Here is an 18337-nt window from a genome sequence, read left to right as displayed (position 1 = left end):
GATTACCCTGCCGCCCATGGCAGCGTCGACTCCCTTCGCCGCCGGTCGCGACGCCGACGTCTACGCCCTGGACGACGGCCGGGTGCTGCGCCGCTACCGCGACGGCACCGACGTGGCCGGTGAGGCCCGGTTCATGTCCCACCTGCACGCCGCCGCGTTCCCGGTGCCCCTGGTGTACCGGGCCGCCGGTGCGGACCTGGTCCTGCAGCGGGTGACCGGACCGACGATGCTCCAGGCGCTGACGGCGGGCACGATCGAGGTGGAACCGGGAGCCGCCATCCTCGCCGGACTGCACCGCCGACTGCACGCCGTCGCACCGCTGCCCGGCGCCCCGGACGGCGAGCGCATCCTGCACCTGGACCTGCACCCGGACAACGTCATCCTCAGCCCGGCCGGCCCGGTGCTGCTCGACTGGCGCAACGTCCGGCACGGTCCACCCGGACTGGACGTTGCGATGACCGCCCTGATCCTCGCCCAGGTCGCCGTCGACCCGGATCAACCGATGGCGGCGGGCGCCGACGAGATGCAGCGTGCCTACCGGTACGCGCTGCGCGACCACGCCGCCCCGCTCGTCGCCGAGGCCGTGGCCATCCGGCGGGCCAACCCCACCCAGAGCTCGACCGAACTCGCGCTGCTCGACGCGGCGGCGGCCCTGCTCACCTCGTGACCCGGCAACCCGTCAGCCGCAGGCGATAGGGTTCCGATCATCACTGGACGGGCGGGAGACGAGATGACCCCAGAGCATGTCGACGTGCTCATCGTCGGCGCTGGTCTGTCCGGTGTCGGAGCCGCCTGCCACCTCCGGCGCCGCCATCCGGGCCGAACCTTCGCGCTGCTCGAGGCGCGTGCCGCGACCGGCGGCACCTGGGACCTGTTCCGCTACCCGGGCGTGCGGTCGGACTCGGACATGTTCACCCTCGGCTACTCGTTCGCGCCGTGGACCGCCCCGAAGAGCCTGGCAGACGGCGACACCATCCGCGACTACCTGCGTCGTACCGCCGACGAGCACGACGTCACCCGACACATCCGGCTCCGGCACCGGGTGCAACGGGCCGAATGGGACAGCCACCAGGCACGCTGGACGGTGCACGTCCACCGCGAGGACACCACCGACACCGTCGTGCTGACCTGCTCCTTCCTGTACGCCTGCACCGGCTACTACCGGTACGAGGCCGGCCACACGCCGCATTTCACCGGCCAGGACCGGTTCACCGGACGGATCGTGCACCCGCAGCACTGGCCCGCCGATCTCGACCTCACCGGTTGTCGGGTGGTGGTGATCGGCAGCGGCGCCACCGCCGTGACGCTGGTGCCGGCGCTGGCCCGACAGGCGGCACGGGTGACCATGCTGCAACGCTCGCCGACGTACCTGCTGCCGCTGTCCTCCCGCGACCGGATCGCCGACGCGCTGCGGCGGCTGCTGCCGGCGCACCTGGCCCACCAGACCGTGCGGTGGAAGAACATCCTGCTCGCCACCGCCAACTATCAGCTCAGCCGGCGCGCCCCCGGCCTGGTACGCGGGCTGCTGCGCCGCGCCGCCGCCCGCCGGCTGCCCGCCGGCTTCGACGTCGAACGCCACCTGACCCCCCGCTACGACCCGTGGGACCAGCGGCTGTGCGTGGTTCCGGATGGCGACCTGTTCACCGTGCTCTCCGACGGGCGGGCCGAGATCGTCACCGACACCGTGGCGACCTTCACCGCTCAGGGCATCCGGCTCGCCTCCGGTCGGGAACTGCCCGCCGACGTGGTGGTCACCGCCACCGGGCTGGACCTGCTCGCCCTCGGCGGGATGACGCTGCGGGTGGACGGGACGGACGTGGATCTGCCGGAGACCGTCGCGTACCAGGGCATGATGCTCTCCGGGGTGCCGAACTTCGCCATGACGATCGGCTACACCAACGCCTCCTGGACCCTCAAGGCCGACCTGGTGGCCGGCTACGTGTGCCGGCTGTTGCGTCACCTGGACCGCACCGGAACCCAGATCGTCACCCCGCTCGCCCCGCCACCGGGCCCGCGTACCCCGTTGATCGGCCTCACCTCCGGGTACGTGCGGCGCGGTGTCGCGCGGCTGCCCCGCCAGGGCACCCGGGCACCCTGGCGGCTGCACCAGAACTACCTGCGCGACCTGCTGCCCATGCGGTACGGACGGCTGACCGACGCCACCATCCGGTTCGACCGGGCCGGCGCGTCGCGACGCAGCGCCGTCGATGCGTAGGCTCGCCCCACCACACCACCGGTGTGCCGGGTCGGATCGCCGCACCCGCTGCCGTCCGCGCCGTCGCCGGTGGTGAAGCGGTGCCGTTCCGTCGTCGCGGCGGTAGGTTCGCCACCGGAGGCGAAGGTGGCAGCCGCCGCCCTGCGGCGACGGCGGGGCCGCGGGCCGGTGCGGAGTAGGAGGACAGCGTGAGCCAGCAGGTACGAGGAGTCATCTCGCGCAGCAAGGGCGCGCCCGTCGAGGTCACCGAGATCGTGGTGCCCGACCCCGGTCCGGGCGAGGCGGTGGTCCGGGTGCAGTCGTGCGGTGTCTGCCACACCGACCTGCACTACCGCGAGGGTGGCATCAACGACGACTACCCATTCCTGCTCGGCCATGAGGCCGCCGGCATCGTCGAGCAGGTCGGCGAGGGTGTGGACGGTGTCGCACCCGGTGACTTCGTGGTGCTCAACTGGCGGGCCGTCTGCGGGGTGTGCCGGGCCTGCCGGCGCGGTCGCCCGTGGTACTGCTTCGCCACCCACAACGCCGCCCGGAAGATGACCCTCACCGACGGCACCGAACTCGCCCCGGCGCTCGGCATCGGCGCCTTCGCCGAGAAGACCCTGGTCCACGCCGGCCAGTGCACCAGGGTGGACCCGGCGGCCCGGCCGGCCGCCGTCGGGTTGCTCGGCTGTGGGGTGATGGCGGGCCTCGGCGCGGCGATGAACACCGGCGGGGTGACCCGCGGCGACTCGGTGGCGGTGATCGGCTGCGGGGGCGTCGGCGACGCGGCGGTGGCCGGCGCGGCCCTGGCCGGAGCGACGACGATCATCGCGGTCGACACCGACTCCCGCAAACTCGACTGGGCCCGCCGGTTCGGCGCCACCCACACTGTCAACGCCTCGGAGGCCGACCCGGTGGCGGAGATCCAGGCCGCCACCGGCGGTTTCGGCGCCGACGTGGTGATCGACGCGGTCGGCCGGCCGGAGACCTGGAAGCAGGCCTTCTACGCCCGCGACCTGGCCGGCACCGTCGTGCTGGTCGGCGTGCCCACGCCCGAGATGCGTATCGAGTTGCCTCTGCTCGACGTCTTCGGCCGTGGTGGCGCCCTCAAGTCCAGCTGGTACGGCGACTGCCTGCCCAGCCGGGACTTCCCGATGCTCACCGAGCTGTACCTGCAGGGCCGCCTCGACCTGGACGCCTTCGTCACCGAGGAGATCGGCCTGGACGGGGTGGAGGAGGCGTTCGCCCGGATGCACCGGGGCGACGTGCTCCGCTCGGTGGTGGTTTTCTGATGGCCGCCCGCATCGACCACGCGGTCACCTCCGGCACCTTCTCCCTCGACGGTCAGACCTTCGACGTGGACAACAACGTGTGGGTGGTCGGCGACGACACCGAGTGCGTCGTGATCGACGCTCCGCACGACGTCGACGCCATCGTCGAGGTGGTGGCCGGGCGGCGGGTGACCGCGATCGTCGCCACGCACGCCCACGACGACCACGTCCGGGTCGCCCCAGCGTTGTCCCGCGCCACCGGCGCCCCGGTGCTGCTGCATCCCGCCGACCGCGTGCTGTGGGATCTGGTGCATCCGGACGAACCACCGGGCGGCACCCTCGACGACGGTCAGACCATCGAGGTGGGTGGCACCGCGCTGACCGTGGTGCACACCCCCGGGCACAGTCCCGGCGCGTGCTGCCTGCACGCCCCCGAGCTGAACGTCGTCTTCACCGGCGACACCCTGTTCGCCGGTGGGCCGGGCGCCACCGGTCGCTCGTACAGCGACTTCGGCACCATCGTCGACTCGATCCGCGAGCGGCTGCTCACCCTCGCGCCGGACACGATCGCGCACACCGGGCACGGCGACAGCACCACCATCGGGGCCGAGGCTCCACAGCTACCCCAGTGGCTGGCCCGGGGGCACTGAGCTCGGTGCCCGGTGGGCGGTCCGAGCCGCTGTCGGGGCGGCGGCCCGGAAACGGGGCTGCGAGGAGGAGCCGGTTGCCACGAGACTGCCGGCATGTCCGGTGATCCGACGCTGACCGCCGCCCAACGGGCGGCACTGCGCCACGTACGCGCGGTGGCACTGCGAGACCGCCCCACCGCGCTGGCCGTGATCGGGCGGGCGTTGGCCCGCACCGGCGTACGCCACGAACCGGAGCGGCTGGTCGCGGCGATCGGCCGGCAGGGGCGGGTCACCCTCAACTTCCATCCGGACCGGCTGCGGGCCGACGGCCGCACGGTCGCCGAGGCGCTCGCCACCGAGGGGGTCTACCGCAACCAGTTCGAGACGCGGATCTCCAACGGCGGCCTCACCGCCTACCGGGGCGGTGACCGCGACCGCTGGGAGGAGCGTCTGTTCGGCGGCGCCTACCAGCGACCGGGCGTCGGCCCGGCGGAGCGGCCGAAGTACGGCGGCCTGAACCTGCTCGACCATCCCGACGGTGCCTGTCCCCGGTTCGGCTCCTGTCACCTGCGGCTGCGCCCCGAGGTGCTGGCCCGCACCACCTTCTGCTTCGGCGACAGCCACCTCGGACCGCGCGACGTCGGCACGGTCGACGTGGTCGAGCCGGTGCTGGCCGCCCTGATCGCCGCGACCGTCGACACCGGCGTGTGTCTGGGCCGGCCCGGTACAGATCTGGTGACCCTCACCGGTGAGCTGCTGCGCCGTCGGGAGGCGCTGGCCGCGGCGCCCCGGGCCGCCGGCCGCGCCCTCGACGACTACGTCGAGGCCCAGGTGCACGGCGAGGTGCGGTTGGATCGGGACGTGCTGGACCTGGTCGTCGATCCCTCGTTCCGGGGCACCGACACCGAGGCTGTGCTGCGCGCCGCCGCCGACCGGTACGGCTTTCCGATCCGCTGGCACGGCGGCTTCGCGCTGCCGGTGGACGGGGTGGACGCCGAGTTCCGGGGGCCGGCGATCCCACCGCTGGCGGCCCGGGTGCACGCCGAGTTCGCCAGCGCGGGCGAGCCGCTGCACGCCGCACTGATCGGCCGGGCCGCCGCGTCGGTGGTGACCGACCCGGGCCGATGGGCCGATCGTGGCCCGATCCCGGACACGATGCAGCACCTCAAGCAGCTCTGGCACGTTCTGGTGCGCTTCGGAGCCCCGTACGAGGTCTGAGGCGGCCGTCCGTTTCGTGCCCCGCTGGGCATGCCCCCGTCGTGACCTGGGTCGCAGCCGACCACGATCACAGCATTTCCGGAATGGCGGACATGCCAGCCGAGTTGTGTCCCCATAGTGCCGGTCGGCAAACGTCGCCGGCCCCGTGCAGCCCTCGAGAGCGGCTCAACCCCGAGCGGCTCGTACCCGATCGAAAGGGCAACCATCGTGAAGCTGGACTTCACTCGATGGCTCCCGGCCATCGCGACGATCCCGAACCGGAAGACCGCGCTCAGCGTGGTGGGCGCCACCGCCCTCGCCGGACTCGCCTTCGGCCCCACCGCCGTCGCCGCGCCGATCACCACCGGCCCGCACTCCGGCGCGGTCGCGGCGATCGACCGGGCCACCGGTCGCACCAGCACCGGTGTGCCGGTGGAGTCCGGGCTGACCACCGCTGGCAGCACCGACCAGCCGGAAGCCGGGAAGCCGACCCGCGACGAGCTGATCCCGCACGGTGTGCAGGGCGCCCAGTCGCGTGTCCCGCTCGACGACGCGCAGCGGGACAACGCCAAGACCATCATCGAGGTGGCCAAGCGCACCGGTGTCGGTGAGCGTGGTGCCGTGATCGGCATCGCCACCGCCCTGCAGGAGTCGAAGCTCTACAACCTCGGACACCTCGGCGCGTGGAACGACCACGACTCGCAGGGCCTGTTCCAGCAGCGTCCGTCCACCGGCTGGGGCAGCGTGGACCAGATCCGGGATCCCGAGTACTCCTCGACCGTCTTCTTCGAGGCGCTGAAGAACGTCGGCGGCTGGCGCGATCTGCCGCTGACCTCCGCCGCGCAGACGGTGCAGGTGTCGGCCTACCCGTTCCACTACGCGCAGTGGGAGGAGCAGGCGGCGGACATCGTCTCCCAGCTCTGGTGATCCCGCCAATCACCGACCGACCGGCCGGCCCCGCTCGCGGGGCCGGCCGCGACGGTGGTTGGCGACGATGTCGACGGTGGCCGCCACCAGGGCCAGCGCGATGATCGCGGCCGAGGTGAGCAGCGACCGTTCGAACGCTCTCGACCAGGCGTCCGCGCCGTCGGCGAGTGCGGAGAAGAAGACCGCGCCGACCACCGCGATCCCGGCGGCCGAACCGATCCGCTGCCCGGTCTGCAACATCCCGGCACCACTGCCGGCCTGCGGAACCGGCACCTCCGTCAGGGTGAGCGTCTGGTTGGGCGCGATCACCAGGCCACTGCCGATGCCGGCGAGCAGCAGCGGCAGCGCGGTCACCCAGGGCACGGGCGCTTTCGGTGCCAGCTCGATGGCCAGCGCCGCGAGACCGAGACCGGTCACCACGCCGACCAGCCCGACGGCGACCAGGGGGCGGCCGTACCGGTTGACCAGCCGCCCGCCGACGGCGGACGCGACGGCGGAGCCGAGCGCGAACGGGGTGATCGCCGCACCGGCGACCAGGGCGCTGTAGCCACGCCCGTTCTGCAGGTACAGGGTGAAGATGAAGAAGATCGCGGTGAACCCGCCGAAGTAGAGCAGCGCGATCGTCGAGCCGAGGGCGTACGACCGGTGCCTGAACAGGCGGACGTCGAACAGCGGCGGGCCGTGTCGGGCGTAGCGGCGCTCCCAGGCGACGAAGCCGGTGAGGATGGCCAGGCCGACGGGCAGCAGCAACCACTTCGTCGCGCCGGGCCACTGTTCGCGCTGCACCAGCGGCAGCAGCACGAGGGTCACGCCGACGCCGAGCAGCAGCACCCCGACCGGGTCGAACCGGCGTCGCGCACCGCGTGGGGTGACCCGGCCGGGCAGCAACCGCCAGCCGAGCAGTACCGCGACGATGCCGACCGGCACGTTGACGAAGAAGACCCACCGCCAGCCGTGGTCCGGGCCGCCGGCGGCGATCAGCAGGCCACCGAGCAACGGACCGATCGCGGTGGAGATGCCGATGGTGGCACCGAGCCAACCGAAGGGTCGACCCCGTTCGGGTGCGGCGAACAACTGCTGGATCAGGCCCGTCACCTGCGGGTTCACCACTCCGGCGGCGGCACCCTGCAGCAGCCGGGCGGCGACCAGCCAACCGGGCGACTGGGCCAGCCCGGCCAGCGCGCTGGTCAGCGTGAACAGGGCGATGCCGAAGACGAACGCGTTGCGTCGCCCCCGGACGTCACCGAAGCGTCCCGCCGGCACGAGGACCAGGCCGAAGCTCAGCGCGTACCCGGACAACACCCATTGCAGGTCGCTCGGATCGGCCCGCAGGGCACGCTCCAGGGACGGTAGGGCGACGTTGACGATGCTGATGTCGAGCAGCGTCATGAACGCCGCGACCAGTCCCACCCCGAGCGCCTGCCAGCGGCGCCGCTCGTACGACGTCGCCTCGGATCCCGTCGGACCGCTGGACTTCGCGGGGTTCAACCGGCGGTCCGACGCCGTGGCGCCGGTCGACGGGTGCGGTTGCCGGTCATGCCAACTGCTGCGCGCAGAATCGGGGGCCGAAGTCCAGGCCGGCCATCGGCGAGTCCTCCCGGTGCAGCAGGTTCTTCTCGGTCAGCAGGTGCAGGGGGGTCTGCAGCTGCTCTTCGGTCAGTCCACACTCCTGGGCGATCATGTCGGGGTACGGTACCTGGCCGCGGGCCTCCAGGGCCGCCACGGCGTCGTACACCCGCGCCTCGTCCTCCGACAGCCGCACCTCTTGCATGGTGTCCTCCTCGCGCCTGGTCCGCCTGCGGCAGGCGGTCTGCGGCCGGCGGTTACCCGGTGCGGCGGGGAAGATGCCCGCGCCTCGGCTGATCTACCCTGCATCGGTGAGCGTCTGGGAACTCGTGGTGGTCGGTGGTGGCCCGGCCGGGCTCTCCGCCGCGTACGCCGCCGCCCGTCGCGGGGTGCGCACGCTTGTCGTCGAGCGCGCCGCGCATCCGCGCTACAAGACCTGCGGCGGTGGTCTGATCGGCGCCTCGCTGGCCGCGGTGGCCGGACGGATCGAGGTGCCCGCCCACGACACGGTGGACCGGGTGACCTTCACCCTCGACGGGCGAGGCGGGTTCACCCGCCGGCACGCTGCCGGGCCGCTGGTGAGCATGGTGCGCCGGGAGGAGTTCGACGACCGGCTGCGGGCCGCCGCGGTGGCCGCCGGGGCCGAGGTCCGCGAGCGGGCGACGGTCCGGTCGGTGGAGCAGGACTCCGACGGCGTACGGCTGCGACTTGCCGACGGCGAGGTGCTGCTGGCCCGTACGGTCGTCGGTGCCGACGGTTCGTCCGGGGTGACCGCCCGCCATGTCGGGGTGCGCCATCGTCAGGTGGACCTGGGGCTGGAGTTGGAGCTGCCGGTACCGCCGCCCGAGCAGGCGCGCTGGCGGAGCCGGGTGCTGCTCGACTGGGGGCCGTTGCCCGGCTCGTACGCCTGGGTGTTCCCGAAGGGGGACCGGCTCACCGTCGGGGTGATCGCCGGTCGAGGGGAGGGGGAGCGGACCCGGCAGTACCTGCGGCGGTTCGTTGACCGCCTCGGGCTCGCCGACGTGTCGCCGGTCCACGACTCGGGCCATCTGACGCGCTGCCGGTCCGACGACTCGCCGCTGCGGCGGGGGCGGGTGCTGGTGGCCGGTGACGCCGCCGGTCTGCTGGAGCCCTGGACCCGGGAGGGGATCAGCTATGCGCTGCGTTCCGGCGAGCTGGCCGGGGCGGCGGTGGCCGGCGCCGATCTCGCCGGCTACGAGCGGTCGGTGACCGAACGTCTCGTCCCGGCCATGCGGGCCGGGCAACGGCTGCTCGACGTCTTCGCCCAGCGCCCGGCGCTCTGCCACCGGGCGCTCGCCACGCCGCCGGGCTGGCGCGCGTTCACCCGGTTCTGCCTGGGCCGCGCCGACTTCGACGAGGTGGTCGGCCGGGTGTCGGTGCGGGCCGCACTGGCGCTCGCGGATCGCCTGCCCGCCCCGAGGCGCAGCCGCACCGCCGGCTGAGCCTGGCTGGCCGGTCCACCGTCCGACGGAGCAGCCATCCAGGATCCTAGGATGCCTTACGGGTGGTGACACACGCTGCTCCGCCGACGACTCTCGTCCGGGTCGCCGGCCGGTTTCCGCCGACTTCGCCCGGGTAGGTGCTTGCGGGTCGGCACCCCCACGATTCCGGGCGAGGAGACCTCCGTGAGCGAGACGCAGTACACCCAGCAGGACCCGACCGAGCAGTACGGCCAGCAGTCAGGGCAGCCGAACCAGCAGCAGAGCCCACCGGGTCGTACCGACGAGATGACGCCGAAGCCGGACCACGGAGAGGACTCCTATCGGGGCACCGGCAAGCTCGACGGCAAGAAGGCGGTGATCACCGGCGGTGACTCGGGTATCGGTCGGGCGATCGCCATCGCGTACGCCCGGGAGGGCGCCGACGTGCTGATCTCCTACCTCGGCGAGGAGGAGGACGCGGACGCCCGGGAGACGGTACGTCTCATCGAGGCCGCCGGTCGCAAGGGTGTCGCCATCCGGGGTGACATCGCCGACGAACGCAACTGCTCGGCGTTGATCGAACGAGCGGTGACCGACCTCGGTGGCATCGACATCCTGGTGAACAACGCTGCCTACCAGATGGCGCAGGACAAGGGCATCGCCGGCATCAGCACCGAGCAGTTCGACCGGGTGTTCAAGACCAACCTGTACGCGATGTTCTGGCTGTGCAAGGCGGCGTTGCCGCATCTGGGCGAGGGGTCGACGATCATCAACACGTCGTCGATCCAGGCCTTCGACCCGTCGCCGCAGTTGCTCGACTACGCCACCACCAAGGCGGGGATCGCGAACTTCACCAAGGCACTCGCCGCCGACCTGGTCGACCGGGGCATCCGGGTCAATGCGGTGGCACCGGGTCCGATCTGGACCCCGCTGATCCCGGCGACCATGCCGGAGGGGAAGGTCGAGCAGTTCGGCACCGACACCCCGGTCGGTCGGCCCGGTCAACCCGCGGAGCTGGCACCCGCGTACGTCTTCTTCGCCTCGCAGGAGTCGAGCTTCATCACCGGTGAGATCCTGGGCGTCACCGGCGGCCGCTTCACCAAGTGACATCCCCGTCGACCCGGTGCTCCCGTCGACCCGAGGCCGGTCGGCGGGGCCGGGTCAGCGCGGCCAGTCCGCCAGCTGTCGCCGGACCTGGGCGATGTCGGTGGGGCCGAGACCGTAGCGGGTGAACCGGGCGTCCGGGATCCGGTCGAGGTACCGGCCGGCCGCCCGCACGTCGTCGTCATCGAGGGCGGGATCGAGCTGCCGGGCGAGTGTCAGCAACTCCGCCACCGACCGGTGCGCCAGGGCGGAGGCCACGTCGATGTAGTCGCGTACCTCGCGCCGGTTGACCAGGGCGGCGGTCTTGTTGGCGATGAGGTCCCGGACGTCCATGACCGGCCCGAGGTCCATCACCACCGGGCTGCGGTGCCGGTCGAGACGGGCCAGGCTGAGGCGGATCCGCCGGCCGTCCCGGGCGACGACGAAGTCCCGCAGGTCCCGGTCGAAGCCGTCGAAGAGGTAACCGAGGTCGCTGGCCGGGTCGGCGTCGGAGACCTGGAACCCGGCGTACTCCAGCGCGGCCCGCACGTCGGCGGCTGCCGCGGCGGCGGCCCCCTCCACGTCGGCGAACAGGTCGACGTCCTCGGTGGGCCGGGTGACCAGCCCGTACGCGGCCCAGGCCACCCCGCCACCGAGCACGAAGCGGTGCGGCCCGGCGACGGTCAGCGCGACCCGGGCGACCTCCCGGTAGAACTCGTGGGGGTGCGCGTCGGGGGATGCCCTGGTCACGCCGGCCGGAGACCCGGGTGTCGGCTCTCCCACGCCAGCCGTACGCCCCGGGGCAGATTGAGCAGTTGCCACACCCGGCGCAGCGTCCGTCCGTCGACCAGCCGACGCAGATCCTCGACGTTCGTGGTCTCGCGCAGCACGTTCTCGTACAGCCAGAGCAACTGGTCGGGGTCGGCGAGGTCGAACGCCCGGTCGGCGCACCACATCAGTCGCACCGGCAACTCCACCACTCCTCGGGTGGGTCCGCGCAGCTCGGCGAGGGTCCGGGCCACCACGGCGGGCCGGCCGGGTCGGGCCAGGTGCGCCACGCCGGTCGTGGTGGGGGAGACCGCCTGCATGGTGTCAGGGTAACCCCAGATCGGGTCGATTCGAACTCATGACCTGTTCGGGGCGGCTGCGGGCTGGTGTCGGTTGCGGTTGGGGGTGTGGCCCGCCGTGCCCGGCTCCGGGCGGTCAGGCTTGATCCCTGCGCCGGGCACGGCGGGCCACACCCTCGTCGTGCCGGCGTTTGGGTGTGAATCTTGGTGCAGTTGTGCCCTTTGGGGGGCGTTGTCGGACCAAGATTGCGGGTTGTCGGGGGCGGTTGTCGGGGTTTGGGGGTGGGTGTCGGGTTCCGGGCGTGGGCTCGGGGTGGAATGGGTGCGGGCCCGGGGGCGTTGTGCACGGGTGAACGGCCGAGGAAGACACCGCCCGCCAGGGTGGGTGCGGGCCCCCGGGAATGATGGCGGGCCGGTGGTCGTTGGACATGGTCCCGGCGATGCGAAGCGGCGATACGCCCCGCGTGCCGGAGGACTTTCCCCCCTTTTTGTTTGGGCGCCTTTGTGGTGCTTGCGTACGCGCGCCCCGTCCCCCCCTGTGGGTGTGTGTGCGTCGACCCCCGAATGGAGCTTCTGTGATGAACACGATGCTGCGGAAGAGCGTGCTGGGTATCGCGGGTCTGGCGTTCACCGGTGGTCTGTTCGCCGGTCCGGTGGCCGCTCACGCCGACACCACCCCGGTCACGAGCAACCCGGTCGCGGCGGTGCAGGCCGACGTGGTGCGGGCCGACAAGCCGGACATGGGCCGGCTGCTGCCGCACGGCACCCCGTCCAACCAGTCGCACGTCGAGCTGAACGACGAGCAGATCGACAACGTCAAGGCGATCATCGCGGCGACGAAGAAGGCCGGCATGGACGAGCGTGCCGCCGTGGTGTCGATCGCGACCGCGTTGCAGGAGTCGAAGCTGGAGAACCTGGGTCACCTGGGTGACCGCAACGACCACGACTCGCAGGGCCTGTTCCAGCAGCGCCCGTCCTCCGGTTGGGGCACGGTGGAGCAGATCACCGACCCCGAGTATTCGACCCTGGCGTTCCTCAAGGGGTTGAAGCAGGTCGACGGCTGGCAGGACATGCCGCTGACCCAGGCCGCGCAGACGGTGCAGGTGTCGGCGTACCCCGACCACTACGCCCAGTGGGAACAGCAGGCCGCCGACCTCGTCGCCCAGCACTGGACCAGCTGACAACCGACCAGGCGACAACCGAAGACATTCCTCCACAGGGGGAGCAGAAAACCGCTGGCCGGCACCCGAACCCGGGTGCCGGCCAGCGGCGTCTGCGGAGACCACCGGCTCCTACTGTGGCGGTGGTCACGACAGGGGTAGGAAGAAGCGGAGCGGGTAACCTGTTGACTCGGGTGTCGGTGTGTCCAGTGTCCCCGGGCCTCACCTAAATTGCCGTCGCGGAATACCGTTCGGCTGGAGCCGCGTCGCGCCACTCGCCGAGAGGCGACCTGCACACCGGCACCTTCGTCGCCCCCGGCCCGTCCTCGGGCCGGGGGCGACGTCGTGTGTGGTTCCGGTAGGTGGGTCGCCGATCCCGGCCCGCTGTCCTAAGGTCGAGACCGGAGGTGTCGAGCGTGGGGCTGCGGGACAGGTTGCTGGGCTGGCCGGTCTACCGGCAGCTCACCGGCACCGACCCGTTGGGTCGGGGTGCCGCGGCGTGTTCGAGCCGCAGTGCCGAGTTGACCGCCCGCACGCAGGACGCCGACCGGGTCGCCCGTTCCGTCTGCCCGTACTGTGCCGTCGGCTGCGGGCAGCGGGTCTTCGTCACCGACGAGCGGGTCACCCAGATCGAGGGTGACCCGGACAGCCCCATCTCCCGGGGCCGGCTCTGCCCGAAGGGTGCCGCCAGCCGGAGCCTGGTCACCAGCCCGTTACGCCAGACCACGGTGCGCTACCGGCGGCCGTACGGCACCGAGTGGGAGGACCTGGATCTCGACACCGCGCTCGACATGATCGCCGACCGGGTGCTCGCGGCGCGCGCCGACACGTGGGAGGACGTCGACGCCGAGGGCCGGCCGTTGAACCGCACGCTGGGGATCGCCAGTCTGGGCGGGGCCACCCTGGACAACGAGGAGAACTACCTCATCAAGAAGCTGTTCACCGCGATGGGGGCGCTTCAGATCGAGAACCAGGCCCGGATTTGACACTCCGCCACCGTCCCCGGTCTGGGGGCCAGCTTCGGTCGCGGTGGCGCGACGGATTTCCAGCAGGACGTGGCGAACGCCGACGTCATCGTCATCCAGGGTTCCAACATGGCCGAGGCCCATCCGGTGGGCTTCCAGTGGGTGATGGAGGCGAAGCGGCGCGGGGCCAAGGTCTTCCACGTCGACCCGCGGTTCACCCGTACCAGCGCGGTCGCCGACGCGTACCTGCCGATCCGGGCGGGCACCGACATCGCGTTGCTGGGTGCGGTGGTGAACCACATCCTCAGCAACGAGCTGGACTTCCGGGAGTACGTGCTGGCGTACACGAACGCCGCGACGATCGTCAGTGACGACTTCGTCGACGCCGAGGACGCCGACGGGCTCTTCTCCGGCTTCGACCCGGCGACCGCCAGCTACGTGCAGGACAGCTGGCAGTACGCGGGCCACGAGCGGGACTCCGGCAGCGGGCACACGGCCCGGGAGCGGGAGACCGCGGCCGGGCTGCGCCACGAGTCGCACGGTGCTCCGGTCGCCCGGCAGGTGCAGCGGGACGAGACGCTGCAACACCCGCGCTGCGTGTACCAGATCCTCAAGCGGCACTTCGCCCGCTACACCCCGGAAATGGTGGAACGGGTCTGTGGCGTACCTCGGGACAAGTTCCTGGAGCTGGCCCGGGCCTGGACGGAGAACTCCGGGCGGGAACGCACCGGCTGCCTGATCTACTCGGTCGGCTGGACCCAGCACACGGTCGGCGTGCAGTACATCCGCACCGGGGCGATCATCCAACTGCTGCTGGGCAACGTGGGTCGGCCCGGCGGTGGGGTGCTGGCGCTGCGAGGGCACGCCAGCATCCAGGGCTCCACCGACATCCCGACCCTGTTCAACCTGCTGCCGGGCTACCTGCCGATGCCGCACCACGCCCGGCATCCCGACTTCGACGCCTGGACGGACAGCATCCGGCACCCGGGTCAGAAGGGTTTCTGGGGCGGTGCCCGCGCCTACGCCGCCAGCCTGCTCAAGGCGTACTGGGGGGACGCGGCCACCCCCGACAACGACTTCTGCTACGGGTACCTGCCCCGGTTGACCGGTGATCACGGCACCTACCAGCAGGTGCTCAACATGATCGACGGCAAGGTGAAGGGCTACTTCCTGCTCGGCCAGAACCCGGCGGTCGGTTCGGCGCACGGCCGGGCCCAGCGGCTGGGCATGGCCAACCTCGACTGGCTCGTCGTCCGCGACCTGTTCATGATCGAGAGTGCGACGTTCTGGCAGCGCGGCCCGGAGGTGGCCACCGGTGAGATCGTGCCGGAACAGTGCGCCACCGAGGTGTTCTTCCTGCCGGCCGCCTCGCACGTGGAGAAGGAGGGCACCTTCACCCAGACCCAGCGGCTGCTGCAGTGGCGGGAGAAGGCGGTCGACCCGCCCGGCGACGCCCGCTCCGAGCTGTGGTTCTTCTACCACCTGGGGCGCCGGATCCGGGCGAAGCTGGCCAGCTCTGCCCTGCCGCGCGACCGGGCACTGCTCGATCTGACCTGGGACTACCCCACCCACGGCCGGCACGCCGAGCCGGACGCCGAGGCGGTGCTGAGGGAGATCAACGGGTACGACACGACGACCGGTCGTCCGCTGTCGGCGTTCACGCAGGCCCGCGAGGACGGGACGACCGCGATCGGCTGCTGGATCTACACCGGGGTGTACGCCGACGGGGTCAACCAGGCGGCCCGCCGTCGGCCCGGACACGAACAGGACTGGGTGGCCGCCGAGTGGGGGTGGGCGTGGCCGGCGAACCGGCGGCTGCTCTACAACCGGGCCTCCGCCGACCCGCAGGGCCGCCCGTGGAGCGAGCGGAAGCGGTACGTGTGGTGGGACGCCGAGGCCGGCCGGTGGACCGGCCGCGACGTGCCGGACTTCGAGGTGACGAAACCGCCGTCGTACCGGCCGCCGGAGGGCGCCACGGGATCGGCGGCGCTGGCCGGTGACGATCCGTTCATCATGCAGTCCGACGGTAAGGGCTGGCTGTACGCGCCCAGCGGGGTGCTGGACGGGCCGCTGCCGACGCACTACGAGCCGGCCGAGTCGCCGGTGCGCAACCCGCTCTACGGCCAGCAGGCCAATCCGACCCGCAAGATGTACGCCCATCCGGTGAACTCGACCAACCCGAGTCCACCGCAGCAGCACGATCAGGTCTTCCCGTACGTGTTCACGGTCAGCCGACTCACCGAGCATCACACTGCGGGCGGGATGAGCCGGACCGTCGCGCCGCTGGCGGAACTGCAGCCGGAGATGTTCGTGGAGGTCTCCCCGGAGTTGGCGGCGCTGGCCGGGCTGACCCACCTCGGTTGGGCGCACCTGATCACCGCCCGGGCGGCGATCGAGGCCCGGGTCCTGGTCACCGATCGGCTGGTGCCGCTGGCCGTCGACGGTCGGGTGATCCACCAGCTGTGGCTGCCGTACCACTTCGGCTTCGAGGGGCTGGTCACCGGGGACTCGGCCAACGACCTGTTCGGCATCACCCTGGACCCGAACGTGCTGATCCAGGAGAGCAAGATCGGCACCTGTGACGTGCGGCCGGGGCGCCGGCCCACCGGGGCGGCGCTGCGGGACCTGGTGCAGGATTACCGCACCAGGGCCGGCATCGTGCCGGGCGCCGTACCGCCGGCGGTCACCCCCGGCGTACCGGTCGAGCCACCCGGGCCAACCGGCGACGGAGAGGGGAACCGCTGATGGCCGACCCGCCACACCGGCCCGCCGCACCGCCACGGTCGTCGCCGCAGGCCGCCGACCCGGCGGCCGCGGCCGGCTGGGTCGACGCCCCACCGCGGATGGGTTTCTTCACCGACACCAGCGTCTGCATCGGCTGCAAGGCGTGCGAGGTGGCCTGCAAGGAGTGGAACGGGGTACCGACCTCCGGGCTGGACCTGCTCGGCATGTCCTACGACAACACCGGCGCGTTGACGGCGAATTCGTGGCGACACGTGGCCTTCGTCGAACAGCCCCGAGCCGCCGGTCACGGCACCGCGTCGTTCGCCGGGAACCCCATCGGCGACCCGGCCAGTGCGACCTCAGCCGCCCGCTCGGCCGACACCACCAACCCGACCGGAACCGAACCGGGTGTGCTGCCCGGCGAACCGCCGGCCGCCGCCCGGATGACCGAGTTCCTCGGCATGCCGGCGGCCGGTCCACCCGGACGCACCGGCAGCGCCGAAGGGCGCAGCGACTTCCGCTGGCTGATGATGTCGGACGTGTGCAAGCACTGCACCCGGGCCGGCTGCCTCGACGTCTGCCCGACCGGCGCGCTGTTCCGCACCGAGTTCGGCACCGTGGTGGTGCAGGAGGACATCTGCAACGGCTGCGGTTACTGCGTGTCGGCCTGCCCGTACGGGGTGATCGACCGCCGGGTGGACGACGGCCGGGTGTGGAAGTGCACGCTCTGCTACGACCGGATCGGCGCGGGCCTGACCCCTGCCTGCGCGCAGGCCTGCCCGACCGAGTCCATCCAGTACGGTCCCCTCGACGAGCTGCGGGAACGAGCCGCCGCCCGGGTCGGCACGCTACGGGAGCGGGGGGAGACGCAGGCGCGGCTCTACGGCCACGACCCGGACGACGGCGTCGGCGGCGACGGCGCGTTCTTCCTGCTGCTCGACGAGCCGGAGGTGTACGGCCTGCCGCCGGATCCGCAGGTCACCACCCGGGACCTGCCGGCGATGTGGCGCCGGGCGGGGCTGGCCGCGCTGGCCATGACGGCGGCGGCCGTCGGCGCGTTCCTCGGTGGTCGACGGTGAACCCGCACCGGCCGGCGGTCGGCGACAGGTTCCGCCGCTTCCGGGCCGGCCGTCGCGGCGGTGAGGAACTGACCGTGCCGCCGGCGGAGTTCACCTCCTACTACGGCCGGCCGATCCTGAAACCGCCGGTGTGGACGTGGGAGATCGCCGCCTACCTGTTCACCGGTGGGCTGGCCGCCGGTTCGTCGCTGCTCGCGGCGGGTGGGCAGCTCACCGGGCGCGCCGCGCTGCGCCGCGCTGGCCGGTTCGCCGCGCTGGCCGCCGTCACCGCCAGCGCCGGCCTGCTGGTCAAGGACCTGGGCCGACCGGATCGGTTCCACCACATGCTGCGGGTGGCCAAGCCGACCTCACCGATGTCGGTGGGCACCTGGATCCTCACCGGGTACGGTCCGGCCGCCGGGTTGGCGGCGGTCGCCGAGGTGGCGCCGCTGCTGCCCACCCGGGGTCCGCTGGGATTGGCCCGTCGGGCGTTGCCGCCGGTGGGGCGGGTCGCCGGGTTGGCCGCCGCGGTGACCGCGCCGGCCCTGGGCACGTACACGGCGGTGCTGCTGGCCGACACGGCAGTGCCGTCCTGGCACGAGGCGTACCCCGACCTGCCGTTCGTCTTCGCGGGCAGCGCGTTGGCCAGCGGCGCGGGAGTGGGTCTGCTGGCCGTGCCGCCGGCGCAGGCCGGTCCGGCGCGACGGCTGGCGGTGGCCGGTGCCGGGCTGGAACTGTTCGGCGCGCACCGGGTGGAGAATCGCCTCGGTCTGCTGGGTGAGCCGTACCGGACGGGTCGTGCCGGTCGGCTGCTGCGTGCCGGGCGGGCACTGACCGTGGCCGGGGTGGCCGGGGCGGTGCTGGGCCGGCGTAGCCGACTGGTCTCGGCCGTCTCCGGTGCCGCGCTGCTGGCTGCCTCGGTGGCCACCCGCTTCGGGGTGTTCCACGCCGGAGTCGCCTCGGCCCGCGATCCGAAGTACACGGTGCTGCCACAGCGGGCCCGGCTCGACCGGCGGGCGGTCGAACCCGACCGGTGAGCGTGGTGTCGGCT

16 protein-coding genes are annotated in these 18337 nt (G+C 72.3%); 12 read left to right on the top strand and 4 right to left on the bottom strand.

The genetic code is table 11. From position 1 onward, the window contains the following. Positions 1-16: 16 nt before the first annotated feature. From O3597_RS10230 to O3597_RS10205, 6 genes are all read left to right on the top strand, one after another. On the top strand, positions 17-667 hold the full coding sequence (locus tag O3597_RS10230) for a phosphotransferase (RefSeq protein WP_164446818.1): 651 nt from the start codon (positions 17-19) through the stop codon (positions 665-667). Between the two features lie 63 nt (positions 668-730). Next, positions 731-2215 carry an NAD(P)/FAD-dependent oxidoreductase gene (locus tag O3597_RS10225; protein ID WP_281603966.1) on the top strand — a complete coding sequence of 495 codons (1485 nt, stop codon included), beginning with the start codon at positions 731-733 and terminating at the stop codon, positions 2213-2215. A 188-nt stretch (positions 2216-2403) separates the two neighbouring features. Beyond that, complete coding sequence (locus O3597_RS10220; RefSeq protein WP_281603965.1) at positions 2404-3489, top strand: S-(hydroxymethyl)mycothiol dehydrogenase; 1086 nt, start codon at positions 2404-2406, stop codon at positions 3487-3489. Beyond that, positions 3489-4118 carry an MBL fold metallo-hydrolase gene (locus O3597_RS10215; RefSeq protein WP_281603964.1) on the top strand — a complete coding sequence of 210 codons (630 nt, stop codon included), beginning with the start codon at positions 3489-3491 and terminating at the stop codon, positions 4116-4118. Before O3597_RS10220 ends, O3597_RS10215 begins: the two co-directional genes overlap by 1 nt. 93 nt (positions 4119-4211) lie before the next feature. Continuing rightward, positions 4212-5315, top strand: a complete 1104-nt coding sequence (locus O3597_RS10210; protein ID WP_281603963.1) for a DUF3626 domain-containing protein — start codon at positions 4212-4214, stop codon at positions 5313-5315. 207 nt (positions 5316-5522) lie between these two features. After that, complete coding sequence (locus O3597_RS10205; protein ID WP_164446814.1) at positions 5523-6221, top strand: hypothetical protein; 699 nt, start codon at positions 5523-5525, stop codon at positions 6219-6221. A 9-nt stretch (positions 6222-6230) separates the two neighbouring features. On the opposite strand, the gene O3597_RS10200 is transcribed toward O3597_RS10205, so the two are convergent. Next, entirely contained in the window at positions 6231-7709 is a 1479-nt protein-coding gene (locus O3597_RS10200; RefSeq protein ID WP_281603962.1) for an MFS transporter, read from the bottom strand. Positions 7710-7755: 46 nt separating this feature from the next. Continuing rightward, on the bottom strand, positions 7756-7992 hold the full coding sequence (locus tag O3597_RS10195; RefSeq protein WP_164446813.1) for a hypothetical protein: 237 nt from the start codon (positions 7990-7992) through the stop codon (positions 7756-7758). Between the two features lie 106 nt (positions 7993-8098). Between O3597_RS10195 and O3597_RS10190 the strand changes: the two genes are divergently transcribed. Both O3597_RS10190 and O3597_RS10185 read left to right on the top strand, forming a co-directional pair. Further along, complete coding sequence (locus O3597_RS10190; protein WP_164446812.1) at positions 8099-9250, top strand: geranylgeranyl reductase family protein; 1152 nt, start codon at positions 8099-8101, stop codon at positions 9248-9250. A gap of 183 nt (positions 9251-9433) precedes the next feature. Then, positions 9434-10336 carry an SDR family oxidoreductase gene (locus tag O3597_RS10185; protein ID WP_281603961.1) on the top strand — a complete coding sequence of 301 codons (903 nt, stop codon included), beginning with the start codon at positions 9434-9436 and terminating at the stop codon, positions 10334-10336. Positions 10337-10390: 54 nt separating this feature from the next. Here the strand turns inward: O3597_RS10185 and O3597_RS10180 are convergent, their stop codons facing one another. Then, complete coding sequence (locus tag O3597_RS10180; protein ID WP_164446810.1) at positions 10391-11062, bottom strand: nucleotidyl transferase AbiEii/AbiGii toxin family protein; 672 nt, start codon at positions 11060-11062, stop codon at positions 10391-10393. Then, on the bottom strand, positions 11059-11400 hold the full coding sequence (locus tag O3597_RS10175) for a hypothetical protein (RefSeq protein WP_164446809.1): 342 nt from the start codon (positions 11398-11400) through the stop codon (positions 11059-11061). The genes O3597_RS10180 and O3597_RS10175 overlap by 4 nt, the downstream gene beginning before the upstream one ends. Positions 11401-11957: 557 nt before the next feature. On the opposite strand from O3597_RS10175, the gene O3597_RS10170 reads away from it, so the two are divergent. The 4 genes from O3597_RS10170 (at position 11958) to nrfD (ending at position 18323) form a co-directional block, all read left to right on the top strand. Continuing rightward, on the top strand, positions 11958-12560 hold the full coding sequence (locus tag O3597_RS10170; protein WP_281603137.1) for a hypothetical protein: 603 nt from the start codon (positions 11958-11960) through the stop codon (positions 12558-12560). Between the two features lie 395 nt (positions 12561-12955). Next, positions 12956-16249: a formate dehydrogenase gene (gene fdh / locus O3597_RS10165; RefSeq protein WP_281603960.1), complete on the top strand. Its 3294-nt coding sequence runs from the start codon at positions 12956-12958 to the stop codon at positions 16247-16249. Continuing rightward, positions 16249-17307: a 4Fe-4S dicluster domain-containing protein gene (locus O3597_RS10160; RefSeq protein WP_281603959.1), complete on the top strand. Its 1059-nt coding sequence runs from the start codon at positions 16249-16251 to the stop codon at positions 17305-17307. Before fdh ends, O3597_RS10160 begins: the two co-directional genes overlap by 1 nt. Continuing rightward, complete coding sequence (nrfD, locus tag O3597_RS10155; protein WP_281603958.1) at positions 17304-18323, top strand: NrfD/PsrC family molybdoenzyme membrane anchor subunit; 1020 nt, start codon at positions 17304-17306, stop codon at positions 18321-18323. The genes O3597_RS10160 and nrfD overlap by 4 nt, the downstream gene beginning before the upstream one ends. Positions 18324-18337 lie beyond the last annotated feature (14 nt).

The organism is Verrucosispora sp. WMMA2044, from assembly GCF_027497155.1.
In the GTDB taxonomy this organism is placed as follows: domain Bacteria; phylum Actinomycetota; class Actinomycetes; order Mycobacteriales; family Micromonosporaceae; genus Micromonospora; species Micromonospora palythoicola.
Note: the sequence above shows the minus strand (reverse complement) of the source record. Positions and strands in the feature narration are given on the sequence as shown.